This window comes from Pseudomonas sp. LBUM1649 (assembly GCF_059716155.1).
In genome coordinates, this window is record NZ_CP166807.1 from 6,071,902 (window position 1) to 6,097,197 (window position 25,296).

20 protein-coding genes and 1 tRNA gene are annotated in these 25,296 nt (G+C 60.0%); 15 read left to right on the top strand and 6 right to left on the bottom strand.

Annotated elements, in window-relative coordinates; all coding sequences use genetic code 11:
• Window positions 1-59 precede the first annotated feature (59 nt).
• The 4 genes from rpoD to ACA058_RS28235 all read left to right on the top strand — a co-directional run bounded on the left by rpoD (window position 60) and on the right by ACA058_RS28235 (window position 6,349).
• Window positions 60-1,907: an RNA polymerase sigma factor RpoD gene (rpoD, locus tag ACA058_RS28220; RefSeq protein WP_497636832.1), complete on the top strand. Its 1,848-nt coding sequence runs from the start codon at window positions 60-62 to the stop codon at window positions 1,905-1,907.
• 122 nt (window positions 1,908-2,029) lie between these two features.
• Window positions 2,030-5,776, top strand: a complete 3,747-nt coding sequence (locus tag ACA058_RS28225; RefSeq protein ID WP_497636833.1) for a bifunctional diguanylate cyclase/phosphodiesterase — start codon at window positions 2,030-2,032, stop codon at window positions 5,774-5,776.
• Between the two features lie 13 nt (window positions 5,777-5,789).
• Window positions 5,790-5,866 (top strand) — tRNA-Ile (locus ACA058_RS28230).
• A gap of 159 nt (window positions 5,867-6,025) precedes the next feature.
• Window positions 6,026-6,349, top strand: coding sequence for a helix-turn-helix domain-containing protein (locus ACA058_RS28235; protein WP_497636834.1), 324 nt, complete (start codon window positions 6,026-6,028; stop codon window positions 6,347-6,349).
• On the opposite strand, the gene ACA058_RS28240 is transcribed toward ACA058_RS28235, so the two are convergent.
• Window positions 6,346-6,693 carry a type II toxin-antitoxin system RelE/ParE family toxin gene (locus ACA058_RS28240; RefSeq protein WP_497636835.1) on the bottom strand — a complete coding sequence of 116 codons (348 nt, stop codon included), beginning with the start codon at window positions 6,691-6,693 and terminating at the stop codon, window positions 6,346-6,348. The two genes, ACA058_RS28235 and ACA058_RS28240, sit on opposite strands and share 4 nt — an antisense overlap.
• Before the next feature lie 671 nt (window positions 6,694-7,364).
• Here ACA058_RS28240 and ACA058_RS28245 point away from each other — a divergent pair.
• Window positions 7,365-7,673 carry a DUF3077 domain-containing protein gene (locus ACA058_RS28245; protein WP_497636836.1) on the top strand — a complete coding sequence of 103 codons (309 nt, stop codon included), beginning with the start codon at window positions 7,365-7,367 and terminating at the stop codon, window positions 7,671-7,673.
• 31 nt (window positions 7,674-7,704) lie between these two features.
• Here ACA058_RS28245 and ACA058_RS28250 read toward each other — a convergent pair whose 3' ends face one another.
• The 3 genes from ACA058_RS28250 to ACA058_RS28260 form a co-directional block, all read right to left on the bottom strand.
• A complete protein-coding gene (locus ACA058_RS28250) occupies window positions 7,705-8,358 on the bottom strand; it encodes a zinc metalloprotease (RefSeq protein WP_497636837.1) in 654 nt (217 codons plus the stop codon).
• Between the two features lie 89 nt (window positions 8,359-8,447).
• The gene (locus tag ACA058_RS28255; protein WP_497636838.1) at window positions 8,448-9,101 is read right to left on the bottom strand and encodes a glycosyltransferase family 25 protein; all 654 of its coding nucleotides are present in this window, start codon (window positions 9,099-9,101) and stop codon (window positions 8,448-8,450) included.
• 184 nt (window positions 9,102-9,285) lie between these two features.
• On the bottom strand, window positions 9,286-11,643 hold the full coding sequence (locus tag ACA058_RS28260) for a glucose/quinate/shikimate family membrane-bound PQQ-dependent dehydrogenase (protein WP_497636839.1): 2,358 nt from the start codon (window positions 11,641-11,643) through the stop codon (window positions 9,286-9,288).
• 184 nt (window positions 11,644-11,827) lie between these two features.
• Between ACA058_RS28260 and ACA058_RS28265 the strand changes: the two genes are divergently transcribed.
• The 10 genes from ACA058_RS28265 to ACA058_RS28310 all read left to right on the top strand — a co-directional run bounded on the left by ACA058_RS28265 (window position 11,828) and on the right by ACA058_RS28310 (window position 22,754).
• Window positions 11,828-12,289: an Lrp/AsnC family transcriptional regulator gene (locus ACA058_RS28265; RefSeq protein WP_046029956.1), complete on the top strand. Its 462-nt coding sequence runs from the start codon at window positions 11,828-11,830 to the stop codon at window positions 12,287-12,289.
• A 170-nt stretch (window positions 12,290-12,459) separates the two neighbouring features.
• Entirely contained in the window at window positions 12,460-14,142 is a 1,683-nt protein-coding gene (locus ACA058_RS28270; protein ID WP_497636840.1) for a flavin monoamine oxidase family protein, read from the top strand.
• 12 nt (window positions 14,143-14,154) lie between these two features.
• Window positions 14,155-14,949, top strand: coding sequence for a carbon-nitrogen hydrolase family protein (locus ACA058_RS28275; protein ID WP_497636841.1), 795 nt, complete (start codon window positions 14,155-14,157; stop codon window positions 14,947-14,949).
• A 48-nt stretch (window positions 14,950-14,997) separates the two neighbouring features.
• Complete coding sequence (gene pqqF, locus ACA058_RS28280) at window positions 14,998-17,439, top strand: pyrroloquinoline quinone biosynthesis protein PqqF (protein WP_497636842.1); 2,442 nt, start codon at window positions 14,998-15,000, stop codon at window positions 17,437-17,439.
• 158 nt (window positions 17,440-17,597) lie between these two features.
• Entirely contained in the window at window positions 17,598-17,672 is a 75-nt protein-coding gene (pqqA, locus tag ACA058_RS28285; protein ID WP_003444522.1) for a pyrroloquinoline quinone precursor peptide PqqA, read from the top strand.
• An 81-nt stretch (window positions 17,673-17,753) separates the two neighbouring features.
• Window positions 17,754-18,665 carry a pyrroloquinoline quinone biosynthesis protein PqqB gene (gene pqqB, locus ACA058_RS28290; RefSeq protein WP_497636843.1) on the top strand — a complete coding sequence of 304 codons (912 nt, stop codon included), beginning with the start codon at window positions 17,754-17,756 and terminating at the stop codon, window positions 18,663-18,665.
• Between the two features lie 128 nt (window positions 18,666-18,793).
• Complete coding sequence (gene pqqC, locus ACA058_RS28295) at window positions 18,794-19,546, top strand: pyrroloquinoline-quinone synthase PqqC (protein WP_497636844.1); 753 nt, start codon at window positions 18,794-18,796, stop codon at window positions 19,544-19,546.
• Window positions 19,543-19,818 (top strand): pyrroloquinoline quinone biosynthesis peptide chaperone PqqD, encoded by a 276-nt coding sequence (pqqD, locus tag ACA058_RS28300; protein ID WP_497636845.1) that lies wholly within the window; start codon window positions 19,543-19,545, stop codon window positions 19,816-19,818. The genes pqqC and pqqD overlap by 4 nt, the downstream gene beginning before the upstream one ends.
• The gene (gene pqqE / locus ACA058_RS28305; RefSeq protein WP_497636846.1) at window positions 19,790-20,962 is read left to right on the top strand and encodes a pyrroloquinoline quinone biosynthesis protein PqqE; all 1,173 of its coding nucleotides are present in this window, start codon (window positions 19,790-19,792) and stop codon (window positions 20,960-20,962) included. Before pqqD ends, pqqE begins: the two co-directional genes overlap by 29 nt.
• Window positions 20,928-22,754 carry a S9 family peptidase gene (locus tag ACA058_RS28310; protein ID WP_497636847.1) on the top strand — a complete coding sequence of 609 codons (1,827 nt, stop codon included), beginning with the start codon at window positions 20,928-20,930 and terminating at the stop codon, window positions 22,752-22,754. The genes pqqE and ACA058_RS28310 overlap by 35 nt, the downstream gene beginning before the upstream one ends.
• Before the next feature lie 9 nt (window positions 22,755-22,763).
• Here the strand turns inward: ACA058_RS28310 and ACA058_RS28315 are convergent, their stop codons facing one another.
• Window positions 22,764-22,922, bottom strand: a complete 159-nt coding sequence (locus tag ACA058_RS28315) for a YqaE/Pmp3 family membrane protein (RefSeq protein ID WP_033050408.1) — start codon at window positions 22,920-22,922, stop codon at window positions 22,764-22,766.
• A gap of 508 nt (window positions 22,923-23,430) precedes the next feature.
• Window positions 23,431-25,209: an acyl-CoA dehydrogenase C-terminal domain-containing protein gene (locus tag ACA058_RS28320; RefSeq protein WP_497636848.1), complete on the bottom strand. Its 1,779-nt coding sequence runs from the start codon at window positions 25,207-25,209 to the stop codon at window positions 23,431-23,433.
• Between the last annotated feature and the right edge of the window lie 87 nt (window positions 25,210-25,296).

A 25,296-nucleotide genomic window follows, 5' to 3' on the forward strand; every position in this document is an offset into this window, starting at 1 on the left:
CTCAGGTATAATCCTCGGCTTGTTTTTTGCCCGCCAAGACCTTCAGTGGATAGGGTGTTATGTCCGGAAAAGCGCAACAGCAGTCTCGTATCAAAGAGTTGATCACACTTGGTCGTGAGCAGGGCTACCTGACTTACGCGGAGGTCAACGACCACCTGCCGGAGGATATTTCAGATCCGGAACAGGTGGAAGACATCATCCGCATGATCAACGACATGGGGATCAACGTATTCGAGGTTGCGCCAGATAAGGATTCCCTTATGCTGGCCGACGCCGATACCGACGAAGCCGCGGCCGAAGAGGCAGCTGCTGCGTTGGCAGCGGTCGAGACCGACATTGGTCGCACTACCGACCCGGTGCGCATGTACATGCGCGAAATGGGTACGGTCGAGCTCCTCACACGTGAAGGCGAAATCGAAATCGCCAAGCGTATTGAAGAGGGCATCCGTGAAGTGATGAGCGCAATCGCGCACTTCCCTGGCACGGTTGATCATATTCTCTCCGAATACACTCGCGTCACCACCGAAGGTGGCCGCCTGTCCGACGTCCTGAGCGGTTATATCGACCCGGACGACGGTATTGCGCCGCCTGCAGCGGAAGTGCCGCCGCCGATCGACGCCAAGGCCGCGAAAGCGGAGGACGATTCCGACGACGATGACGCCGAATCTTCCGATGACGAAGAAGAAGCCGAAAGCGGTCCGGATCCGGTCATCGCCGCCCAGCGTTTTGGTGCCGTCGCCGATCAGATGGAAATCACCCGCAAGGCGCTGAAAAAGCACGGTCGCCACAACAAGCTGGCGATTGCCGAACTGTTGGCCCTGGCCGACCTGTTCATGCCGATCAAACTGGTTCCGAAGCAATTCGAAGGCCTGGTCGAGCGTGTGCGCAGTGCTCTGGATCGTCTGCGTCAGCAAGAGCGTGCAATCATGCAGCTCTGCGTCCGTGATGCCCGCATGCCGCGTGCCGACTTCCTGCGCCAGTTCCCGGGCAATGAAGTCGACGAAAGCTGGAGCGATGCACTGGCCAAAGGCAAAAGCAAATACGCTGAAGCCATTGGTCGCCTGCAGCCGGACATCATTCGTTGCCAGCAGAAGCTGACCGCGCTGGAAACCGAAACCGGTTTGACGATCGCCGAGATCAAGGACATCAACCGTCGCATGTCGATCGGTGAGGCCAAGGCCCGCCGCGCGAAGAAAGAGATGGTCGAAGCGAACTTGCGTCTGGTGATCTCCATCGCCAAGAAGTACACCAACCGTGGCCTGCAATTCCTCGACCTGATCCAGGAAGGCAACATCGGTCTGATGAAAGCGGTAGACAAGTTCGAATACCGCCGCGGCTACAAATTCTCGACTTATGCCACCTGGTGGATCCGTCAGGCGATCACCCGCTCGATCGCCGACCAGGCCCGCACCATCCGTATTCCGGTGCACATGATCGAGACGATCAACAAGCTCAACCGCATTTCCCGTCAAATGTTGCAGGAAATGGGTCGCGAACCGACCCCGGAAGAGCTGGGCGAACGCATGGAAATGCCTGAGGACAAGATCCGCAAGGTATTGAAGATCGCTAAAGAGCCGATCTCCATGGAAACCCCGATCGGTGATGACGAAGACTCCCATCTGGGCGACTTCATCGAAGACTCGACCATGCAGTCGCCAATCGATGTCGCGACCGTTGAGAGCCTTAAGGAAGCGACCCGCGAAGTGCTGTCCGGCCTCACTGCCCGTGAAGCCAAGGTACTGCGCATGCGCTTCGGTATCGACATGAATACCGACCACACCCTCGAGGAGGTTGGTAAGCAGTTCGACGTGACCCGTGAACGGATTCGTCAGATCGAAGCCAAGGCGCTGCGCAAGCTGCGCCATCCGACGAGAAGCGAGCACCTGCGCTCCTTCCTCGACGAGTGACACCAAAACCCCCGGCCCAGGCCGGGGGTTTTGTTTTATGCAGATTAAATCCCCCGTTCCGCCCCACCCGCCGATTTGCCCGTCTACACTCGAAACATTCCCAGAGCCATAACGAGACCGTTATGCCCAGACTGCCGACCGTGTTTTTTTTGCTGTCGCTGATAACCTGGACCGCAACGGCTGGCGCGCTGACTCTAACCGACGAAGAACGTAGCTGGCTTGCGGCCCACCCGGACCTGCGCCTGGGTGTCGATGCGTCATGGCCGCCCTTTGAGTTTCGCGACGACCAGGGGCGTTACCAGGGCCTTGCGGCAGACTATATCGACCGTATTCGCCAGCGACTGGCCATCAAGCTCACGCCCATCGAGCCCGTGAGCTGGTCGGTCGTACTGGACCAGGCCAAACAAGGCAAGCTGGACCTTTTGCCGGGCATCATGTCAACCCCGGAACGCCAGGCCTACCTGTCATTCACTCGTCCCTACCTGGACTTCCCGATCGTCATCCTGGCGCACGTCGGAGGCGCCCAACCACGCAAACTCAAAGACCTGTACGGGCTGAAAATCGCCGTAGTGGAAAACTACGCACCTCACGAACTGTTGCGCACCCACAATCCCGATTTGAACCTGGTGGCGATGCCCAACGTCAGCTCGGCCTTGCAGGCGCTGGCCACCGATGAAGTGGACGCCGTGGTGGGCGATCTTGCCTCCAGCGTCTGGAGTTTGCGCCAGCTCAAACTCGACGGGCTGTACGTCAGCGGCGAAACTCCCTACCGCTATCAGTTGGCCATGGGTGTACCACGGGACAACAAAATACTCGTCGGCATTCTGGATAAAGCCCTGGCCGACATGTCGCCTGCTGAAATCAGTTCGATCCAGGAGCAGTGGGTCGGCAACGTCCTCGATCATCGAACGTTCTGGTCCGATCTGCTGATCTACGGCTTGCCTGGGCTACTGCTGCTGATCGCCGTGCTGGCAGCCGTGATCCGCGTCAACCGCCGCTTGAGCTCGGAAATCGCCCGCAGGGTCGACCTTGAGCAGGAACTGCGCAGTAGCGAATACCACTATCGCGGGCTGGTGGAGAGCCTGTCGGCCATCGCCTGGGAAGCGCGGATGAGCGACTTCACCTACAGCTATGTGTCGCCCCACGCCGAAGACCTGCTCGGCTACCCCCTGTCCCACTGGCTGATTCCGGGCTTCTGGCGCAACATCATTCACCCTGCCGATCTCACCCGCGCGCAGAGCTTCTGCGACCACGAAGTGTTGGCTGGGCGAGACCACAGTCTCGATTATCGGGTCATCACCGCTGACGGGCGTTGCTTGTGGGTCCGCGACATCGTCAGCCTGATCGAACACGGTCATGAGCCGGTGATGCGCGGCTTGATGATCGACATCAGCGAAACCAAGCGCACCGAAGAAGCACTGCGCCTGTCTGAACAGAAGTTTGCCTCGGTGTTCCAGCAGTGCCCGGACATCCTGGTGATCGCACGCCTGAGCGACGGCTGCCTGCTGGAGGTCAACGAGGCGTTCGAAGAGCAGATCGGCCTCAGGGCCGAAGACGTCATCGGCCAGACCGCGACCAACCTGAACATCTGGGGCATCCCGGGTGTCGGGCCAGGGCTGCTACAGCGCTTGCAAGCCGGCAGCATCCGCAACCTGGAGATGCCCTTTCGCCGCAGCAATGGCCAGGTGTTCACCGGCCTGATCTCTGCCGAGCCGTTCGACCTCGATACGACCCCGGCGCTGGTGGTCGTGGTGCGAGACATCACCCAGCTCAAGGAAACCCAGCAACAACTGCAAACCTCCGAAGAAAAGTTCGCCAAGGCCTTCCACGCCTCCCCCGACGGCTTGCTGCTGTCGCGTCAGAGCGATGGCTTGCTGTTGGAGGTTAACGAGGGGTTCAGCCGCATTACCGGTTTCAACAGCGCGATGTCGGTGGATCGCTCGGCCCTGGACCTGGGGATCTGGGTCAACCTCAACGAGCGCAAACAAATGCTCGACCTGTTGCACCGGGACGGTTTCGTCCGCGATTTCAGCTGCCATATCCGCCGCAGCGACGGGCAGATCCGCCTCTGCGAGGTCTCCAGCCGTCCACTGCCGATCGGTGACGACGACTGCATGCTGACCATCGCTCGGGACATCACCGAACGCCACTTGATGCAGGAAAAACTGCAACAGGCTGCCACGGTATTCGAGAGCACCGCAGAAGGCGTGTTGATCACCGATACCCAGCAACACATCAGTGCAGTCAACCGCGCGTTTACCGAAATCACCGGCTACAACGAAAGCGAAGCACTGGGCCATACCCCGCGCCTGCTTGCCTCGGGCCTGCATGACAGTGCCTTCTACGCCGCCATGTGGCATCAACTGACCGACGAAGGTCATTGGCAAGGCGAGATTTCCAACCGACGCAAGAATGGTGAGCTCTATCCGAGCTGGCTGACCATCAGCGCCGTGCGCAATCGTGACAACTTCATCACTCACTTTGTGGCCGTGTTCGCCGACATCTCCAGCCTCAAACACGCCCAGGCCAAACTCGACTACCAGGCTCACCACGACCCGTTGACCGGCCTGCCAAACCGCACGCTGTTCGAAAGCCGCCTGCTCAACGCGCTCAGTCACCAGAAGGAAAACGGCGGTCAGGGTGCAGTGCTGTTCCTGGATCTGGACCGTTTCAAGCACATCAACGACAGCCTCGGTCACCCGGTCGGCGATCTTTTGCTCAAGGGCATTGCCGTGCGCCTCAAGGAGCAGTTACGAGACATCGACACCGTCGCGCGCCTGGGCGGCGACGAGTTCATCATCCTGCTCCCCGGCCTGCAGCAAGCCAGCGACGCCGACAACATCGCCACCAAACTGCTCAATTGCTTCACCGCGCCGTTCCAGGCCGGCGAACATGAGTTTTTCATCAGCTCCAGCATTGGCACCAGCCTCTATCCCAAGGACGGCTGCGACGTCGCCACGCTGATCAAAAACGCCGACGCGGCGATGTACCGCTCCAAGGCCAAAGGCCGCAACCGTGTCGAAAGCTATACCTGCGACCTCACCGCACAAGCCAGCGAACGTGTGGCGCTGGAGCACGAACTGCGACGCGCCCTCGAGCGCAATGAGCTGCACCTGTGCTACCAACCCAAAATCAGCCTCGACGACTATCGCCTGGTGGGGGCCGAAGCGCTGATTCGCTGGCGGCATCCGACCTTCGGCGACGTACCGCCCGAACACTTCATCTCGCTTGCCGAAGAAAACGGCATGATCCTGCAGATCGGCGACTGGGTACTCGAGACAGCCTGCCGGCAGATGTTTGAATGGAACCAGATGTACGAAGGCCTCGGCCCGCTGTCGGTCAACCTCGCCGGTGCCCAGCTGCGCCAACCGAACCTGCTGGGGCGCATCGAGCAACTGCTCAAGGACAACCGCCTCAAACCCGGTTACCTGCAACTGGAAATCACCGAAAACTTCATCATGAGCCAGGCCGAAGAAGCGCTTGCTGTTCTGCACCAACTCAAGCACCTGGGCGTGCAACTGGCGATCGACGACTTCGGGACCGGGTACTCCTCACTGAGTTACCTCAAGCGCCTGCCGCTGGACATTCTCAAGATCGACCAGTCCTTCGTCCGCGGCCTGCCGGACGACCCCCACGACGCCGCTATCGTGCGCGCCATCATCGCGCTCGGCCGCAGCATGCAATTCACGGTCATCGCCGAGGGCGTCGAAACCCAGGCGCAGCAGCAATTCCTGGCCGCCGAAGGCTGTGAGCAGATCCAGGGCTACATCGTCAGCCTGCCCCTGCCCCCCGACGAATTCGCCGCGACGTTTCTTCGTACAGCAGTAATAGATTTTTCGGATAGCACAGCCGCGAAACCATCGCTATAATCCGCGACCACTGGGGCCTATAGCTCAGTTGGTTAGAGCAGAGGACTCATAATCCTTTGGTCCACGGTTCAAGTCCGTGTGGGCCCACCAAACAAGAAAGCCGCGCAATGCGCGGCTTTTTCGTGTCTGAATGGTTTTTAATGTCGCTTCTGCAATCTGCCGTTGAGCATTTTTGTTTGCAACTGTCGTTAGCAAACTGCTAAAGTTTTATCGTAAATTTTAGATACCACCCTAAAGGGGGTAATGCTCATGGCACTTCAATTTTTCGATAGCCCGTTCCACGTCACACACGATGAAGAAACCGCCAGCAAGATGGCGTTAAAAATGGAGCTTTCCATTTTCATCACTGACTGCATCAAAAAGCTGGGCCTCAAACAGAGCGAGGCCGCAGCCAGGTTAGGCGTGACTCAATCGCGCGTTTCCGAACTTGCCAACGGCAAGATCGAGAAATTCACCATCGACGCTATGATGGACATGCTGGATAAACTGGGCTTTCGCACCACCTTTACCTTGGCTTCCAACGATACCGGCGCATCACCTCAAATCGTCATTGCTCAGGCACAGGCCCGCTAGACGTTGTATCCAAGCTCTCGAAGCTCCCTCTTCAGCTCCTTCAATCGATCTTGCGCAACAGCCATTGCGTGGCGATCGGTTCCATTCGTCGTTTTGACGAACGAATGCAGGATGAAAACGGTGTCCGCATACTTGGCAATGTAGACGCATCGATATGCTGGGCTTCCATTGATAATCAGCTCAGTAGCCCCTGCGCCCACAGAGCTCAGCTGCTTGATTGATAACTCGGGATCCCCGCTGTACTGCACACGCATCAAATCTTTGCCGAATTCATCCTGAACCCACTCGGGCAGATCTTTGTACTCGCGTGTTGCGGCGGCACTTACAAACGCAAATTTTTTCATCAATGGATCCGGCCTTCCCTATGGCTGATGGACGCTCAGATCGCCGCCTGGTTGACTTGCAGTGCCCAGGTTAGTGTCCTGACTCAATGCTTGAGCCTGGCGCAACTCGTGCCACGACAATTCTGCTCGTAGCTTCTGATGCAAGACCTCGATACGCGCTTGAGACTCAGGAGCGCGATGCGCTATCAAATCAGTAAATTTTTTAGCCATTGCCATAGCCCTCTTTCTTGAATGTTTCCAAGTGCTCGTCATACAGGCGTTCGGCCGCCACCAAAGGAATAAAGGGATGCGCAGGCCTGGAAAATCGCTCGCCGCACTAGTTTTGATTTAATGAGGGTGTCGCAATATCGGATGACGTCCGTAAATCTTGTAGGCAAAATCCGAATCGTGCGCTTGGGCACTTTGCCGCCTTGTTGTGCTTTTCTTCGACGGGATACTCTCCGGGGGTCGCTGCCCATCAGCGATCGGGCTTGGAAACCCGTCGAACACTAGCCGCAACAGCGTCCCCATCACGATTGCATGTATTTTTGTGATCCTGAGTTATGACGGCTGTGCGTGGGACGCCTTCGGGCGTGCCGGTTCCTAGGTTCCCGGTTTTCCAACCTGCGTACAGTCGTCACCCATTCGCTTGGAAACGAATTTGGCGACTCCCAGAACCCAGGAGTAAGACCATGACTAAAACAGATTCGCCCTCACCGTCAGAACTGAAAACCCTCGGCTTCACCCCCTTCCTGTTTCTCTCAGACCAACCGCTGTTCCACGTCTGCCGCGGCGTCCCCATCGCCGACGCGTTGGCCCAAGCCTCCGACCTGCTGTTCCTCGCCAAGTCCCTCACCGTGGATGCCGCCTACGCACAAGACTCCGATCGCCACGCCTGGGCTGCGCATTACCTGACAACGATGAGCAAGGCGGTGATTGATGATGTGGTGAAGGTGCTGACGCGAAGTCCCGTTCGAGCGGCGACGAACCCCAAGGGCTAGTGGTGGCTCATCTATCGAAAACACGCCCCGACTATTCGGGGCCTCCAATTCTAATAGGTGGAATGGCCTGCACTGCCGGCAGCCGCTCCAGCATCGGCCCGGTGTACACAACCTCATACGTATCCGACGCTCGCCCCCACTGCTCCACGATAGCCATGCCATCTACCAAGGCCGCCGCCAATTCGGCAATGATCCCGGACAGTTCTTCTACGATGTCTTGAGTCCGCTGCCACGCGCGATCCGTCAGCGTTTTAAGCTCAGCCGTTATGCGCTCAGATGAAGCCGGATCGGTGTCGGGGTAGAGGATATTGCGCAGCAGATGCTGCAGCTCCCTGATCTTTGCGTAATCCTGTTGCGCCCCCTGCTCGCCCTTAAGGATGGCCGTCGCTTTCGACTTGTCGACGCGTTGCCCGGCTGAGTATTTTGAAGGCAGTGTCTGCGCCATCGCGCCAGCCAGGAGGACCATCATTCGGGCCTCCAGATGTTGCTTCATGGCTTCGATCGACGAAATCGCCCGCACCAGGCTAATGGACGCCCCGCCTTGATGGCGTAAGTCCATGGTCACTGTCAGGCTCACGCTGCCGGTGGCAAAACCCAAGGCACGAGCCACGACGTAGTGGCCCATTTCGTGATGGGCAATCTCCCAGGCATGTTCCCGCACAGCAGGAGGCAATTTCTTCGTCATGACCTGTCCCCTCGCGCCACGGCCTCAATAGAGCATTCCTTTACGAATTGTCATACATCACAGACCCAATGCAGGTCCAGGGTCAATCATCAAAACCTGAATCGAACCACCGTTCGCCAGATGTTTTTCCACACCGAGCGTTTGTGTTTCTTCCAGTTGCGCTCCCACCACTCGTCTTCATTCATGGCGAGCGCCTCGATGTCGCTGCCTGCCACCGCCGCCGCGTGCTGGCGAAACAACATGGGAAACACACAATGTTGTTTGATCTGCCGTTTGAACAGGACATCGACCGGATCTCCGACATAGGGCGTTTGCGCCAGTACTCTGCAGCCTTCGCGGGAGATGATGTAGGCGTGCAGCGCCACCACGTTGCCACGGGCAATGAACGGGAACCAGGTCAGCCAGGTGCGACCCATGCTGTACCCCAGGTGCAGCGCTTGAAACCTGTGGCTGCGAATAAACCGGTTCACCCAGTACACCAGTATCGGATGAAACCTGTAGGGCTTGGCATCGTCCTCGAAGATCAACACCCGTTGCCAACCTTCGGCCAGGACTTTTCTGGCCAGTGCCTGATGCGACTCGTAACAGCCTTGGATCGGGTCGCTGCAGCGTTGCGCAATGAAGAACTCGACCGGATTGGAAATGAGCGTTGCGACAGTGCTGCGAAATAGTTGCCGCCGGTCATGGCGCTCATTCAGGGATATGCAGTACACGTGATCAACATCGAACGAGAGCCTTTTCATCCGCCCCTTGGCACCTTCACAGACCTCTCCGCGACACGACGCCACGGAAAAAATCAATGATCGGTAAGTGGGCCCGCCACGTATGTCAGACACGTCCTGAAATGGCGTTGCTTTTTTCTCCCCGATTATCGCCCACGAAAAAGCCGCGACATTGCGCGGCTTTTTCGTACAAGGGACTCAGCCTTTATTTAGGCAAAGCGTAGGCAATCACATAATCGCCACGGTCCGTCGACTGGCGTGCGCCGCCAACGGTGAGCAGGATGTACTGCTTGCCCGTTTTCGGTGAAACATAGGTCATCGGCCCGGACTGGCTGCCCACCGGCAACCGCGCCTTCCAGATTTCGTTGCCATTGCCGGTATCGAAGGCGCGCAGGTAGAAGTCCTGGGTGCCGGCGAAGAACAGCAGGCCCGACTGAGTCGCGAGCGAGGCGCCGAGGGTCGGCATGCCGATCGGGATCGGCAAGTGCATGCGGATGCCCATCGGGCCAGTGTCCTGCACGGTACCGACCGGCACCTGCCACATCAGTTTGTGGGTTTTAAGGTCAATGGCGGACATGGTGCCAAACGGTGGTTTCTGACACGGAATCCCGACAGCAGAAAGGAAACGCTCGCGCATGGCGCCGAACGGCGTGCCTTCCTGGGGTACCACGCCCATTTCGATGCCACTGGCCCCAGCGCCGATCTTGTCGCGCGGAATCATGTAGTTGGCCAGGCCCAGGCGCATGTCGTTGACGAACATGTAGTTCGTATTCGGGTCGACCGAGACGCTGCCCCAGTTCATCCCGCCCAGCGAGCCCGGGAACTGCAGGGCGCGATCCATGCCCGGCGGGGTGTAGACGCCCTCATGGCGCATGCCTTTGAACTGGATGCGGCACATCAACTGGTCGAACGGTGTGGCGCCCCACATGTCGGATTCGGTCAGTGTCTTGTTGCCGATTGACGGCATGTCCACCGAGAACGGCTGGGTCGGCGAGTAGCGTTCGCCAGGCACATGGCCCTGCGGCACCGGACGCTCTTCGACCCGCGCTATCGGCACGCCGGTTTCGCGGTTGAGCAGGAAAATCTCGCCCTGCTTGGTGACCTGCGCCAAGGCAGGCTGGGTGCCGCCCTTGTCGTCGGACACGTCATACAGCAGCGGTTGTGCGGGCAGGTCGAAGTCCCACAGATCGTTGTGGGTGGTCTGGAAGTGCCAGCGTACCTGGCCGGTTTTCACGTCGATGGCAACGATGGACGAGTTCCACTTGTCGTCCATGGCAGTACGCTGACCGCCGAAGAAGTCCGGTGTCGCGTTGCCGGTTGGCAGGTAGACCAGACCGAGCTTGGCGTCGTAGGACATCGCCGACCATACGTTCGGCGTACCTCGGGTGTAGGTCTCGCCGGCCGGTGGGCGTTTGGTGGTGTTCGGGTTACCCGGATCCCACGCCCACACCAGCTCGCCACTGCGCACGTCGTAGGCGCGGACCACACCTGGCGGCTCGCCGGTGGAGTAGTTGTCGGCGACTCGGCCACCGACAATCACCACGTCCCCTGCGACCAGCGGCGTCGAGGTCTGCTGGTAGTAACCGGGCTTCACTTCACCCATGTCGGTGGTCAGGTCGACGGTGCCCTGGTTGCCGAACTCTTCGCACGGCTTGCCGGTATCGGCATTGATGGCGATCAGGCGGGCATCGCCGGTCGGCAGGAACAGACGTTTCGTACAAGCGCCTGGCTGCTCGGCTACGGGTGCAGCGCCAGCATCGAAGTAGCCCAGGCCACGGCAGCGCTGCCAGTTGGGCGCGGTGCCTTGCGGGTCGAACTTCCAGCGCTGGGCGCCAGTGTCGGCGTCCAGGGCGAAAACCTTGCCGTACGCGGTGCAGGTGTAGACCGTGTCACCGATCTGCAACGGGGTGTTCTGGTCTTCGGCACCGGCGCCGGTACTTTGCGGGATATCGCCGGTGCGGAAGGTCCAGGCCACTTGCAACTTGTCGATGTTGCCTTTGTTGATCTGGTCCAGCGCGGCAAAGCGGTTGCCGGCGGTGGTGTTGCCCCAGTGCGCCCAGTCTTTCTGTTCGGTACCCGGTACCACCGGCGTTACGGCCGGCTCAGTGGTGGCCTTGACCACCGGGGTCGGTACGAACATGTAAGCCAACGTGGTGACAACGCCGACACCCAGCAGCCCGGCCAGGCCATAGGCGCCGCGCCCTGCGGTTGCGCCCGAAGCACGCACCAGCGTCGGATAAATCAAGGCGACGACCAGGCCGATGACGGCAAAGGTCAGCACGCGCGAGACCAGTGGCCAATATTCGAAACCGGCATCCCACACTGCCCAGACGGCCGTGAGGAGCAGCGCCAGACCATACAGCCACGCCCCCAGCGGTCTACGCCGGGCGATCATCAGCCCCGAGACCAGCATCGCCAGGCCCATCAGCAGGAAATACCAGCTGCCGCCGAGCGCGATCAGATAGCCGCCGCCACCGGCCAGGCCAAGCCCGATCAGTGCAATCAGGACACCCAGCCCCGTCAGCAGCCATTTGCTGCCGGCGGCAGCCCCAGAATTATTCATGTCGGAAATTTTCCCCATTTGTGACAAGGGCGGAATAATGTACTACCTAGTTACTTATGGCAATTTGTCGCAGGCAGAAATGTCATGAACGGTACTGAGGCTCGATCAGATAGCCGTCGCGAGCGCTGTGCGGGATGTGCCTGTAACATGCCTGGACATTGATCCATGCCGCTGGAGACCGCCCTTGCCTGACATTCGCCCGCCCGTTCTTGACGAAATCGACCGTCAGTTGATTGCGGCCCTGCAGATCAATGCCCGCGAAAGCGTGGCCATGCTCGCCCGGCAACTGGGCATCGCCCGCACCACCGTCACATCGCGCCTGGCTCGGCTGGAAAAGGCCAAGGTCATTACGGGTTATGGCGTACGGCTCGGCCAGCGCGTGGTAGATGGCGGGCTGCAGGCGTATGTGGGGATTACCGTGCAGCCGCGTTCCGGCAAGGAAGTGCTGCGGCGCCTGAGTGCGATGGCCCAAGTGCAGCAGCTATGTGCGGTAAGTGGCGAATTTGATTATGTGGCGTGGCTGCGCACTGATTCGCCGGAGCAGCTGGATCAGTTGCTGGATCAGATTGGCAGTGTCGATGGGGTGGAGAAGACGACGACGTCGATCATATTGAGCAGCAAAATTGATCGGGGGCAGCCGGTTTAAGTACCCCCAAATTTGACGGTGTGTAGCAATAGATCGTCATATTGATCAATTAACTGGCAAAACGACGACATATTGCGTCTTATTAACGTGTTCTACGCTCTCTAGAATGGCTGACATCTTTTCCTATACTCAGATGCGCATTCCGCGTCGGGTCGACAGCAAGGTCAGCCATGAACAAGAACAATCGCCATCCTGCAGACGGTAAAAAACCAGTCACCATTTTTGGTCCGGACTTTCCTTTCGCCTTCGACGACTGGATCGAACACCCGGCCGGCCTGGGCAGCATTCCCGAGCACAATCACGGTGCCGAAGTGGCGATTGTCGGCGCCGGTATTGCAGGGCTGGTGGCCGCGTACGAATTGATGAAGCTTGGCCTCAAGCCCGTGGTCTATGAGGCCTCGAAGCTGGGCGGCCGCCTGCGCTCCCAAGCGTTCAATGGCACCGATGGCATCGTCGCCGAGTTGGGCGGCATGCGCTTTCCGGTATCGTCTACCGCGTTCTATCACTACGTCGACAAGCTGAACCTTGAAACCAAACCCTTCCCCAACCCGCTGACACCTGCCTCCGGCAGCACCGTTATCGATCTGGAAGGCAAGACCCATTACGCACAGAAACTGGCGGATCTTCCTGCACTGTTCCAGGAAGTCGCCGACGCCTGGGCCGATGCCCTGGAAGCCGGCTCGCAGTTCGCTGATATCCAGCAGGCTATCCGCGATCGCGACGTACCGCGCCTCAAGGAGCTATGGAACACCCTCGTGCCGCTGTGGGACGACCGCACCTTCTACGATTTCGTTGCCACCTCCAAAGCCTTCGCCAAGCTGTCGTTCCATCACCGCGAAGTGTTCGGCCAGGTCGGTTTCGGTACCGGTGGCTGGGACTCGGACTTCCCCAACTCGATGCTGGAAATCTTCCGCGTGGTGATGACCAACTGCGACGATCACCAGCATCTGGTGGTCGGTGGTGTGGAACAAGTGCCGCAGGGCATCTGGCGCCATGTCCCGCAACGCTGCGTGCACTGGCCGCAGGGCACCAGCCTCAAGTCGTTGCACAGCGGTGCTCCACGTTCCGGCGTGAAGAAAATCGCCCACGCGCCGGACGGCCGTTTTGCGGTCACCGACAACAACGGCGACACCCGCGAATACGCCGCGGTACTGACCACCTGCCAGAGCTGGCTACTGACGACCCAGATCGAATGCGACGAAACCCTGTTCTCGCAGAAGATGTGGATGGCCCTGGACCGCACCCGCTACATGCAGTCGTCGAAAACCTTCGTGATGGTCGACCGCCCGTTCTGGAAGGACAAAGATCCGGAAACCGGCCGCGACCTGATGAGCATGACCCTCACCGATCGCCTGACCCGTGGCACGTACCTGTTCGATAACGGCGACGACAAGCCCGGGGTGATTTGCCTGTCGTATTCGTGGATGAGCGACGCCTTGAAAATGCTCCCGCACCCGGTGGAAAAACGCGTAAAACTGGCGTTGGATGCGCTGAAAAAGATCTACCCGAAAGTCGACATCGCCGCGCGAATCATCGGCGATCCGATCACCGTGTCCTGGGAAGCCGACCCGCATTTCCTCGGCGCCTTCAAGGGTGCCCTGCCCGGCCACTACCGCTACAACCAGCGCATGTACGCGCATTTCATGCAGGACGACATGCCGGCCGAACAGCGCGGAATATTCATCGCCGGCGACGACGTTTCATGGACGCCCGCCTGGGTCGAAGGCGCGGTGCAGACCTCGCTCAATGCGGTGTGGGGCATCATGAAGCACTTCGGCGGTGCAACTCACGCCGAGAATCCGGGTCCAGGAGATGTGTTCAACGAGATCGGTCCGATCGCCCTGCCCGAGTAAGAGGAATCCGAAATGCGCGTAGCCCTTTACCAATGTCCACCGTTGCCCCTGGATGTCGCCGGCAACCTTCAGCGCCTGCATCAGCTGGCCCTGGAGGCAAAGGGCGCCGACTTGCTGGTACTGCCGGAGATGTTCCTGACCGGCTACAACATCGGCGTCGATGCTGTCAGTGTGCTGGCAGAGGTGCACAACGGTGAATCGGCGCAACAGATTGCGCGTATTGCCAAGGCCGCCGGGATCGCCATTTTGTATGGCTATCCCGAACGCACCGGGGACGGACAGATCTACAACGCCGTGCAACTGATCGACGCCAATGGCGAGCGTCTGTGCAACTACCGCAAGACGCACCTGTTCGGTGACCTCGACCGTTCGATGTTCAGCGCCGGTACCGACGATTTCCCTATCGTTGAGCTCAACGGCTGGAAGCTCGGGTTCCTGATCTGCTACGACCTCGAGTTTCCGGAAAACGCCCGGCGCCTGGCCCTGGCCGGTGCCGAACTGATACTGGCACCGACGGCCAACATGATCCCGTTCGATTTCATCGCTGACGTCACCGTCCGCGCCCGGGCTTTCGAGAATCAGTGCTATGTGGCGTATGCCAACTATTGCGGCCACGAAGGCGATATCCACTACTGTGGCCAAAGCAGCATCGCCGCACCGGATGGCAGCCGCATCGCCCAGGCGGGGCTCGATGAGGCACTGATTGTCGGTGAGCTGGACCGCCAGTTGATGGTCGAATCCCGCGCCGCCAATCGCTACCTGACCGATCGCCGCCCCGAGCTTTACGGCGCGCTGAACAAGCGCTGAGCCACCGTTATCCGCTAGCATTGGCACTTCTCTGTTCTGGAAGTGCTCATGCCTGCGCTGAATCACCCTCGCCCCCACACTGAAACCCTGGCCAACGGCTTGCGGGTGACGCTGCGTCATGCCCCGGACTTGAAGCGCTGCGCGGCGGCGTTGCGGGTTGCTGTCGGCAGCCATGATGTGCCGCTGGCCTGGCCAGGCCTGGCGCACTTTCTGGAACACCTGCTGTTTCTCGGTACCGAGCGCTTTGCCGCCGATCAAGGGCTGATGGCCTACGTCCAGCGTCACGGTGGCCAGGTCAATGCGCAAACCTGCGAGCGCACCACCGATTACTTTTTCGAGCTGCCACCCCAGGCGTTTGCCGAGGGCCTGGAGCGGCTGGCAGACATGCTCGCCCATCCACGGATGGATCTGGACGAGCAGCGCCGGGAACGGGAAGTGCTGCACGCGGAATTCATCGCCTGGTCGCAGGATGCCGCGGCGCAGCAGCGGCTGGCCCTGCTGGGCGGGCTTAGCGAGGCTCATCCATTGCGCGGTTTTCATGCTGGCAACCGCGACAGCCTGCCGGTGCCGCAACCCGAATTCCAGCAGGCCTTGCAGGATTTTTACCAGCGCTATTACCAGACCGCACAAATGACCTTGAGCCTTGCCGGTCCCCAGAGCCTTGATGAGTTGAGGCTGTTGGCCGAAGCATTCGGCAAGGTCATTGCCAAGGGCGAGAAGGTCGCGCAACAAGTTCCCACACCGCTGATGGCTGGGGCGGGCAACCGTTATCAACAGGCCGGTGAGCATCGGATGGACCTGTTGTTTTCCCTTGAAGCACTGCCCGACTCATCGCCAGAAGCGCTGGACTTTCTGTGCCATTGGCTGAACAGCGCGAAACCCGGTGGGCTGCTGGCTGAACTGCGCAAACAGGGCCGGGCTGAAAATCTCAAGGCGCACCCCTTGTATCAGTTCGCCGGACAAGCCTTGCTGCACATTGAGTTCACGCTGCCTGCCAATTCACCGACGACCGGCATTGGCGAGCAATTGCAGGACTGGCTGGGCTTTTTCGCCCGACAGGACTGGAGCGGGTTACGCGAGGAATACGCAGCGCTGCACCAGCGCCAGCAAGGTATCAGCAGTGCTTTGCAGCTGGCTCGGCAGGACAGCGAAGATCGCGAAACAGGGTTATCCGAAGTCGGTGTGACCGCCCTCAAGGCTATTCTGGAAAAAATCGGCGCTGTGGATAACTTCAGCGGCCCGTGGCAACTCCCCGCGCCCAATCCGTTCCTGCACACCGAAGCAGCGGCTCCCAACGCCGGCTTGATTCGCGGACAAACCAGCGCCCACCGAGGCCTGCGCACCTTTGCTCAAGATCGCTCACGCAGTCGCCGCGAACGTTCGCCGATGCAATTTTGCCAGGCGCTGCCGGATAACGGCGCTGAAGGCGCGGTGTACCTGCGCTGGCGCCTGGAGGCGGCCCCCGGCGCCAGCCTTCAATCGCGCCTGGACAACAACCTGCAAGCGTTGCGCGAAGACGCAGGTCAGGCCGGCGTGGATTTTTCTTTCGACGCATCGGGCAATCAATGGCTGTTGAAAATGACCGGCCTCCAAGCGCCGATGCCCACCATCCTCGAACACGCGCTGAACCTGCTGACCCAACCTGAGACAGCGCTCTCCCAGCAAACACCGGCCCGCCCCGCCTTGATGCCGATTCGACAGCTACTCAAGGTGCTGCCCGATCACTGCCTTGAGCCATCGGCCGAATCGGACAACCTGGCGCAACTGTGGTCGAGTGCTCGCTGGACCGGCCTGGCGATAGGTTTCTGCGCCCAGACTCAAGCGGCCATGGGGCTTGCGTTGAGTCGAGTGCCGGGGACTGCGGACACGCAACAGGCACCGACATCGTCAATTCATGCGCAGCACCTGTGGAGCACCGTAGAGGCCGATTCCAGCGCCGACTCAAACGAGCATGCGCTGTTGTTGTTCTGTCCGACAGCCACCCAGGAACTGGCCGACGAAGCCGCCTTGCGTTTACTCGCCCATGTCTGTCAGACCCCGTTCTATCAGCGCCTGCGGGTGGAGTTGCAACTGGGCTACGCGGTGTTCAGTGCCCTGCGACAGGTTCACGGGCAGACCGGGCTGCTGTTCGGTGTGCAATCGCCGAATGTTGCCGCGGCGGTCCTCTTGCAGCACATCGAACAGTTCCTGCACGGGCTGCCAGCGCTGATCCAGTCCCTCGACGAGAGCGCCTTCATCAGCCAACGCCAAGCCCTGGTGGATCAATTTTCCAACGCCGCCCTGACCACAAGTCAAACCGCCGAATTGCTCTGGCAGGGCAAATTGGCTGGCCACCCGTCGGATTATCTGACGCAATTGCCCCAGGCCATTCTCCTGACCGACCGCGCTGCATTGCTGGCCGCGGTTCAGCGCTTGAACCAGGCTGAAGGCGGCTGGCGCTGCCTGGCGAACAGCCCTGCACCCGGCGCACCCTGGCAAGTGACAAAATGATCATTACCCAGACTGTAAGGAGCTTTTTCAAAGTTTCACGGGTAATCCCTGTGAAATTTTGAGTAACATAGCAGCCTAACTATTTGGAACATCTCTTACTGGAGGTGGACTATACATATAGATAGCGCTGTCCAACCCTACCTGAAGGAGTTCAACTGATGGCCTGGACCAAACCGGCTTACACCGACCTGCGTATCGGCTTTGAAGTCACCATGTACTTCGCAAGCCGCTGATCTCTGCCCTGGCAGGATTGCAGCACAACGCCTCGGTTATCCGAGGCGTTTTATTTTCAGCGTTGAAATGATGGAGCGCCCATGTTTGTCCAGATCCTAGGTTCCGCCGCTGGCGGTGGTTTTCCACAGTGGAACTGCAATTGCGAGAACTGCGCAGGTTTTCGCAACGGCAGCCTGCGGGCCAAGGCGCGCACCCAATCGTCCATCGCGATTTCCGATAACGGCTTGAATTGGGTGCTGTGCAACACCTCCCCGGACATCCGTGCCCAGCTCCAGAGCTTCGCGCCCATGCAACCGGGACGTGCACTGCGTGATACCGGGATCAGCGCGATCATCCTGATGGACAGCCAGATCGACCACACCACCGGCCTGCTCAGCCTGCGCGAGGGTTGCCCGCATCAGGTCTGGTGCACCGACATGGTCCACGAAGACCTGAGCACCGGCTTCCCGCTGTTCAACATGCTGACCCACTGGAACGGTGGCCTGAGCTGGAACCGCATCGAACTCGACCAGAGCTTCACCATTGCGGCCTGCCCGAACCTGCGTTTCACCCCGCTGCCCCTGCGCAGCGCCGCTCCGCCCTACTCGCCGCATCGCTTCGACCCGCATCCGGGCGACAACATCGGTCTGATCGTCGAAGACCTCAATACCGGTGGCAAGCTGTTCTACGCACCGGGCCTGGGCAAAGTCGACGCGCCGCTGCTGGAGATCATGGCTGCCAGCGATTGCCTGTTGGTCGACGGCACGCTGTGGGACGACGACGAAATGCAGCGCCGTGGTGTCGGCACCCGTACCGGCCGGGAGATGGGCCATCTGGCGCAAAACGGACCTGGCGGTATGCTCGAAGTGCTGGAGCAACTGCCCAGGCAGCGCAAAGTACTTATCCACATCAACAACACCAACCCGATTCTCGATGAGGACTCGCCGCAGCGGGCGGAGCTGGATCGGCGCGATGTTGAAGTGGCGTATGACGGCATGAGTATTGTGTTGTAACGGCTGGCCCTATCGCGAGCAAGCTTTGCTCCTACAGGGCTGTGCCATGACCTGTAGGAGCAAAGCTTGCTCGCGATGAGGCCAGCCCAGACACCAAAGAATCCACCGGTTGTACCCGGAGAGCAGCAATGACCGACACCCCGATGTCCCCCGCCGAATTCGAAGCCGCCCTGCGCGCCAAGGGCGCCTACTACCACATCTATCACCCGTATCACGTGGCGATGTATGAAGGCCGGGCGACCCGCGAGCAAATCCAGGGCTGGGTCGCCAACCGTTTTTACTATCAGGTGAACATTCCCCTGAAGGACGCCGCCATCCTGGCCAACTGCCCGGACCGCGAGATCCGCCGCGAATGGATTCAACGCCTGCTGGACCATGACGGCGCCCCCGGCGAAGACGGCGGCATCGAAGCCTGGCTGCGCCTGGGCGAGGCCGTCGGCCTCGACCCGGACCAATTGCGCTCCCAGGAACTGGTGCTGCCCGGTGTGCGTTTCGCCGTCGATGCCTACGTCAACTTCGCCCGCCGGGCCAGTTGGCAGGAAGCTGCCAGCAGCTCGCTGACTGAACTGTTCGCACCGCAGATCCATCAGTCGCGCCTGGACAGTTGGCCGCAGCATTACCCGTGGATCGACCCCGCCGGCTACGAGTATTTCCGCACGCGCCTGGGCCAGGCGCGGCGCGATGTCGAGCACGGTCTGGCAATCACCCTCGAGCACTACAAGACCCGGGAAGGCCAGGAACGCATGCTGGAAATTCTCCAGTTCAAACTGGACATTCTTTGGAGCATGCTCGATGCCATGAGCATGGCCTACGAACTCAATCGCCCGCCGTATCACAGCGTGACCGAGCATCGGGTCTGGCATAAAGGAATCACCCTATGAGTTTCGATCGCAGCAAGACCCCGACCTGGCGCCCTGGCTACCGTTTCCAGTACGAACCGGCGCAGAAAGGCCACGTGCTGCTGTATCCCGAAGGAATGATTAAACTCAATGAAAGCGCCGCGCTGATTGGCGGCTTGATCGATGGCGAGCGGGATGTCGCCGCGATTATCAATGAGCTCGACAAACAGTTTCCGGGCGTGCCTGAGCTCGGTGACGACATCGAGCAATTCATGGAGGTTGCCCGTGCTCAGCACTGGATCAAACTTGCCTGATTCATCGAGGCAAGTGCCGCCCAAACCCGAGATCGGCCTGCCCCTGTGGCTGCTGGCCGAGCTGACCTACCGCTGCCCGCTGCAATGCCCGTACTGCTCCAATCCGCTGGATTTTGCTGAACAAGGCAAAGAACTCAGTACCGAACAATGGATCAAGGTGTTCCGCGAGGCACGCGAGATGGGCGCGGCGCAGCTGGGCTTTTCCGGCGGTGAGCCGCTGGTGCGCCAGGACCTTGCCGAGCTGATTGCCGAGGCGCGCAAGCTGGGTTTCTACACCAACCTGATCACCTCCGGCATCGGCCTGACCGAGCAGAAAATCAGCGATTTCAAGAAAGCCGGCCTCGATCACATCCAGATCAGTTTCCAGGCCAGCGACGAGCAGGTGAACAACCTGCTGGCGGGCTCGAAAAAGGCCTTCGCGCAAAAGCTGGAAATGGCCCGCGCAGTGAAAGCCCATGGCTATCCGATGGTGCTGAACTTCGTGACCCATCGGCACAACATCGACAAGATCGACCGCATTATCGAGCTGTGTATTGCCCTTGAAGCTGACTTTGTGGAACTCGCCACCTGCCAGTTCTACGGCTGGGCACAGCTCAATCGAGTCGGGCTATTGCCGACCCGGGAACAACTGGTGCGCGCCGAACGCATCACCAACGAGTACCGCGCCAGACTCGAAGCCGAAGGCCATCCGTGCAAGCTGATTTTCGTCACGCCGGACTATTACGAAGAACGTCCAAAAGCCTGTATGAATGGTTGGGGCAGTATTTTCCTGACGGTCACACCGGACGGAACCGCGCTGCCCTGTCACGGCGCCCGACAGCTGCCGGTGCAATTTCCCAACGTACGCGACCACAGCATGCAGCACATCTGGTACGACTCGTTCGGCTTCAACCGCTTTCGCGGTTACGACTGGATGCCCGAGCCGTGCCGCTCATGCGACGAGAAGGAAAAGGATTTCGGCGGCTGTCGCTGCCAGGCGTTCATGCTCACCGGTGACGCGAGCAACGCCGACCCGGTGTGCAGCAAGTCGCCTCAACACGGCGTGATCCTCAAGGCCCGCGAAGAGGCGGAGCACGCGACCCAGACCATTGAACAACTGGCCTTTCGCAATGAACGAAACTCACGCCTCATCGCCAAAAACTGAACTCTTCAGCGCCGCCAATGCCGTCGCGGCCGGCATCGATTTTGCCGAACTGCAGATCGGCCCCCATGGCTTGTTCTGGAACGAATACCGCCCGGAGGATGCCGCGTGTCGGATCTGGCACTGGCGTGATGGCGTGGCCAACTGCCTGACGCCACCCCAGTTCAGTGTGCGCAGTCGGGTATACGAATATGGTGGTGGTGCGTTTTGCCTGACCGACGACGGCGTGGTGTTCGTCAATGAGGCCGATCAGCAGCTGTATCGCCAATCACTGCAAGGCGAGACGCCCGAGGTGCTAACGTCAGGCGTGTGTCGATACGGCGATCTGCAGTTCGCCAATGGTCAGGTGCTGGCGGTCGAGGAAAACCGCAATGAACACCGTCTGGTGGCGATCGACCTGGTGGATGGCGCGCGGCATTTGCTGGCCGAAGGCGCGGACTTTTACGCCGCACCGACCTTGAGCCCCGATGCGCAACGACTGGCCTGGATCGAGTGGAGTCGCCCGGATCAGCCGTGGACCGCGACCCGTTTGATGGTCGCCCAACGCCAGGCTGATGGCGGCTTCGCTCCCCCCTGCTGCGTAGCTGGCGACCAGACGCAAGAGTCACTGCAACAACCTCGCTTCGATGGTAACGGCCGCTTGTTCTGCCTGACCGATCGCGCTGGTTACTGGCAGCCCTGGATGGAATCTGCCGATGGCCTGACCCCATTGCCAAGCGCCGCCGCCGACCACGGCCCGGCGCCTTGGCAACTGGGCGGTTGCACCTGGTTACCACTGAACGAAGGTAGTTTTCTGGCCAGCTGGACAGAAGGCGGTTTCGGTCGATTGGGGCTTTGCGCTACCGCGTGCGACGACTTTACCGGCGACTACAGCCGCTTCCGCCATCTTGCCGTGGATGATCAGTTCATCTACTGCATTGCGGCTTCCCCCGTCAGTTCATCGGCAGTGATCGCCATCGATCGCCAAACCCGGCAAGTGAAGGTCCTCGCAGGCGGTATTGCACCGCTGCCCGCCGAGCAAATCAGTCGCCCGCAAACCCTGCGTTACTCAAGCGGTTCGGGTGAAGCCCACGGTTTCTTCTACCCGGCGATGACCGGCGACGCCAAGCCGCCATTGGTGGTGTTCATCCATGGCGGCCCGACTTCGGCGTGCTATCCGATGCTCGATCCACGCATCCAGTACTGGGCGCAACGCGGTTTCGCCGTGGCCGATCTCAACTATCGCGGTAGCAGCGGTTACGGCCGGGACTATCGCCAGGCCCTGCATTTGCGCTGGGGCCAAGTCGATGTTGAAGACGCTTGCGCGGTGGTCAGCCATCTCGCTGAACGTGGTTTGATCGACGGCGACCAGGCCTTCATTCGCGGTGGCAGCGCCGGTGGCTACACCGCGCTGTGCGCGCTGGCGTTCCACCAGGTGTTTCGTGCCGGCGCCAGTCTTTATGGAGTCAGCGACCCTGTGGCACTAGGCCGGGCGACGCACAAGTTCGAAGGGGACTACCTGGACTGGCTGATCGGTGATCCACAACAGGATGCCGAACGCTATGCCGCACGCACGCCGTTGCTGCATGCCAGCAACATCCGCGTGCCGGTGATCTTCTTTCAAGGCGAGCTGGATGCCGTGGTAGTGCCGCAGCAGACCCGCGACATGGTCGAGGCCTTGCAGCACAACGGTATTCTGGTCGAAGCCCATTACTACGCGGACGAACGCCACGGCTTTCGCAAAGCCGGTAATCAGGCGCATGCGCTGGAGCAGGAATGGTTGTTCTATCGGCGGGTGATGGCGTTGCCAAATTGAAAACGCCCCTCAGCGCTTGGCAATGATGTACACCGCATGCACGATCCCGGGAATGTAGCCACACAGCGTCAGCAGAATATTCAGCCAGAAGGCTCCGCCGAACCCCACTTGCAGAAACACACCCAGTGGCGGTAACAGAATGGCGATGATGATGCGGATAATGTCCATGGAAGCAGCTCCTGATTGAAGTGGGCTCACGCGAGCCCCATAGCCAATCGACCTGTACCGTTGGTCAGGGTTCAGCCCGATTTTCCAGGCAAGTGTAACCAGGCGATGTTTCGGAACGATGCAACCGCCAAAAAAAACGCCTTCGTAGACCGCGACGAAATAACGCAGTGGTATCGCTGGCCTTGCTGCGCACGTTGCTGGAGGAGGTGATCAACCGGCCGGATGAGCGCTTGAACAGCCCGCCTGCACTGGATGGCCTGAGCTGAACACTTTTCTCGAGAACACTTTTCTCAAGGCCAAAGAAAACCCCGCCGAAGCGGGGCTTTGCAGACTGTTTCCCTGACATCCATTTCACTCCGCCGTCCTGGCAGAATCCTACGTGTCCGTGTTGTTACTTTGCGCTTCCTGCGCTACGTCCATGAGAAGTAGATTAGCCGTGGATCCAATTTACGACTATGGGAGAACAGCAGCACGTCATGTAAGAGAATGCTTACATTAGGTTACAACGTCAGAATTGCCCGGCATCCAACAGGAACAGCGACTCGCTGCCGGCCTTCACCGACGCGCTCAGCGAGTGAATACGCGGCAGCAAGCGGGCGAAATAGAAGCGTGCGGTACCCAGTTTGCTGACGTAGAAATCGTCCTGCGTTTCTTTGCCCAAGGCGGCCTTGGCCATCAACGCCCACATGTAGGCATAGGCCACGTAACCGAAGGCTTGCAGGTATTCGACCGACGCCGCACCGATTTCATTCGGGTTGTTTTTCGCCCGGTCCAGCAGCCATGCAGTCAGCTCGTCAAGGGTCGTCACCGCATCGTTGAGGGGCTTGGTGAACTCTGCCAAGTCAGCGCTGGCCGTTGCGGTGAAGTGACGAATCTCGTCGGCAAACAGGTTGTAGAACGCCCCGCCGCTGCCAACGATCTTGCGCCCGACCAGGTCCAGCGCCTGGATGCCGTTGGTGCCTTCGTAGATCTGGGTGATACGCACGTCGCGCACCAGTTGCTCCTGGCCCCACTCACGGATGTAACCGTGGCCGCCGAACACCTGCTGGCCGTGAACCGTGGTTTCCAGGCCGAGATCGGTCAGGAACGCCTTGGCCACCGGGGTCAGCAAGGCCACCAGGTCTTCCGCGCGCTTGCGGGTGGTGGCGTCTTCGCTGAACTTGGCGGTGTCCAGTTGCATGGCCACGTAGGTCGAGAAGGCGCGGCCGCCTTCGTTCGAGGCTTTCATGGTCAGCAGCATGCGACGCACGTCCGGATGAACGATGATCGGGTCGGCGACCTTGTCCTGGTTCTGTGCGCCAGTCGGCGACCGGCTTTGCAGACGATCGCGGGCGTACTCGACGGCGTTCTGGTAGGAGCGCTCGCCGGTGGCCAAACCCTGGATGCCGACGCCCAGACGCTCGTAGTTCATCATGGTGAACATCGCCGCCAGGCCTTTGTTCGGCTCGCCGACCAGGTAACCCACGGCTTCGTCGAAGTTCATCACGCAGGTCGCAGAGGCCTGGATGCCCATCTTGTGCTCGATCGAGCCGCAGTTTGCCGGGTTGCGCGCGCCCAGGCTGCCGTCGGCATTGACCATGAACTTGGGCACCAGGAACAGCGAAATCCCTTTAGGACCGGCCGGTGCATCTGGCAGTTTGGCCAGAACCAGGTGGATGATGTTTTCGGTCAGGTCGTGTTCGCCGCCGGTGATGAAGATCTTGGTGCCGCTGACCTTGTAGGAACCGTCGGCCTGAGGTTCGGCCTTGGTGCGGATGATCCCCAGGTCGGTACCGGCGTGCGGCTCGGTCAGGCACATGGAACCGGCCCAGACTCCGGCGTACATGTTCGGCAGGTAGGCAGCCTTCAGTTCTTCACTGGCGTGGGCGTTGATCGACAGACAGGCGCCCGCGGTCAGCATCGGGTACAGACCGAACGACAGGTTCGCGGAGTTGACCATTTCTTCGACCTGGGCCGAAACGGCTTTGGGCATGCCCATGCCACCGTAAGCCGGGTCGCCACCGACACCGACCCAACCGCCTTCGGCGTAGGTCTGATAAGCCTGTGGGAAACCGGCCGGCGTGGTGACGGCACCGTCCGCCCAGTGGCAACCTTCTTCGTCAGCGGCACGGCTCAGGGGCGCGATGCTTTTGCTGGTGACCTTGCCGGCTTCTTCGAGAATGGCTTCGACCGTTTCAGCATCAATGGAATCGGCCAGTGCTGGCAGCTCGGCCCAGAGTTTGGCGACCTCGAAAACTTCATTGAGAACGAAGCGCATATCGCGCAGGGGCGCTTTGTAGTCAGCCATGGCAAACCTCGCAAGATCTAAACAGGTGAATCGTAGGAGTTGTGTTTTCGTTGGGTCCGAGTGTAACCCAACAACTTTTGTGACACA

Bases quoted from the DNA above. Each gene is read 5' to 3' on its own strand.
- ACA058_RS28275 (WP_497636841.1), top strand. From the start codon at position 14,155: ATGCGCGTAGCCCTTTACCAATGTCCACCGTTGCCCCTGGATGTCGCC.
- ACA058_RS28320 (WP_497636848.1), bottom strand. From the start codon at position 25,209: ATGGCTGACTACAAAGCGCCCCTGCGCGATATGCGCTTCGTTCTCAAT.
- ACA058_RS28260 (WP_497636839.1), bottom strand. From the start codon at position 11,643: ATGAATAATTCTGGGGCTGCCGCCGGCAGCAAATGGCTGCTGACGGGG.
- ACA058_RS28235 (WP_497636834.1), top strand. From the start codon at position 6,026: ATGGCACTTCAATTTTTCGATAGCCCGTTCCACGTCACACACGATGAA.
- ACA058_RS28225 (WP_497636833.1), top strand. From the start codon at position 2,030: ATGCCCAGACTGCCGACCGTGTTTTTTTTGCTGTCGCTGATAACCTGG.
- ACA058_RS28270 (WP_497636840.1), top strand. From the start codon at position 12,460: ATGAACAAGAACAATCGCCATCCTGCAGACGGTAAAAAACCAGTCACC.
- ACA058_RS28255 (WP_497636838.1), bottom strand. From the start codon at position 9,101: ATGAAAAGGCTCTCGTTCGATGTTGATCACGTGTACTGCATATCCCTG.
- ACA058_RS28315 (WP_033050408.1), bottom strand. From the start codon at position 22,922: ATGGACATTATCCGCATCATCATCGCCATTCTGTTACCGCCACTGGGT.
- pqqF (WP_497636842.1), top strand. From the start codon at position 14,998: ATGCCTGCGCTGAATCACCCTCGCCCCCACACTGAAACCCTGGCCAAC.
- pqqD (WP_497636845.1), top strand. From the start codon at position 19,543: ATGAGTTTCGATCGCAGCAAGACCCCGACCTGGCGCCCTGGCTACCGT.
- ACA058_RS28250 (WP_497636837.1), bottom strand. From the start codon at position 8,358: ATGACGAAGAAATTGCCTCCTGCTGTGCGGGAACATGCCTGGGAGATT.
- ACA058_RS28245 (WP_497636836.1), top strand. From the start codon at position 7,365: ATGACTAAAACAGATTCGCCCTCACCGTCAGAACTGAAAACCCTCGGC.
- pqqB (WP_497636843.1), top strand. From the start codon at position 17,754: ATGTTTGTCCAGATCCTAGGTTCCGCCGCTGGCGGTGGTTTTCCACAG.
- ACA058_RS28310 (WP_497636847.1), top strand. From the start codon at position 20,928: ATGAACGAAACTCACGCCTCATCGCCAAAAACTGAACTCTTCAGCGCC.
- pqqC (WP_497636844.1), top strand. From the start codon at position 18,794: ATGACCGACACCCCGATGTCCCCCGCCGAATTCGAAGCCGCCCTGCGC.
- rpoD (WP_497636832.1), top strand. From the start codon at position 60: ATGTCCGGAAAAGCGCAACAGCAGTCTCGTATCAAAGAGTTGATCACA.
- ACA058_RS28240 (WP_497636835.1), bottom strand. From the start codon at position 6,693: ATGAAAAAATTTGCGTTTGTAAGTGCCGCCGCAACACGCGAGTACAAA.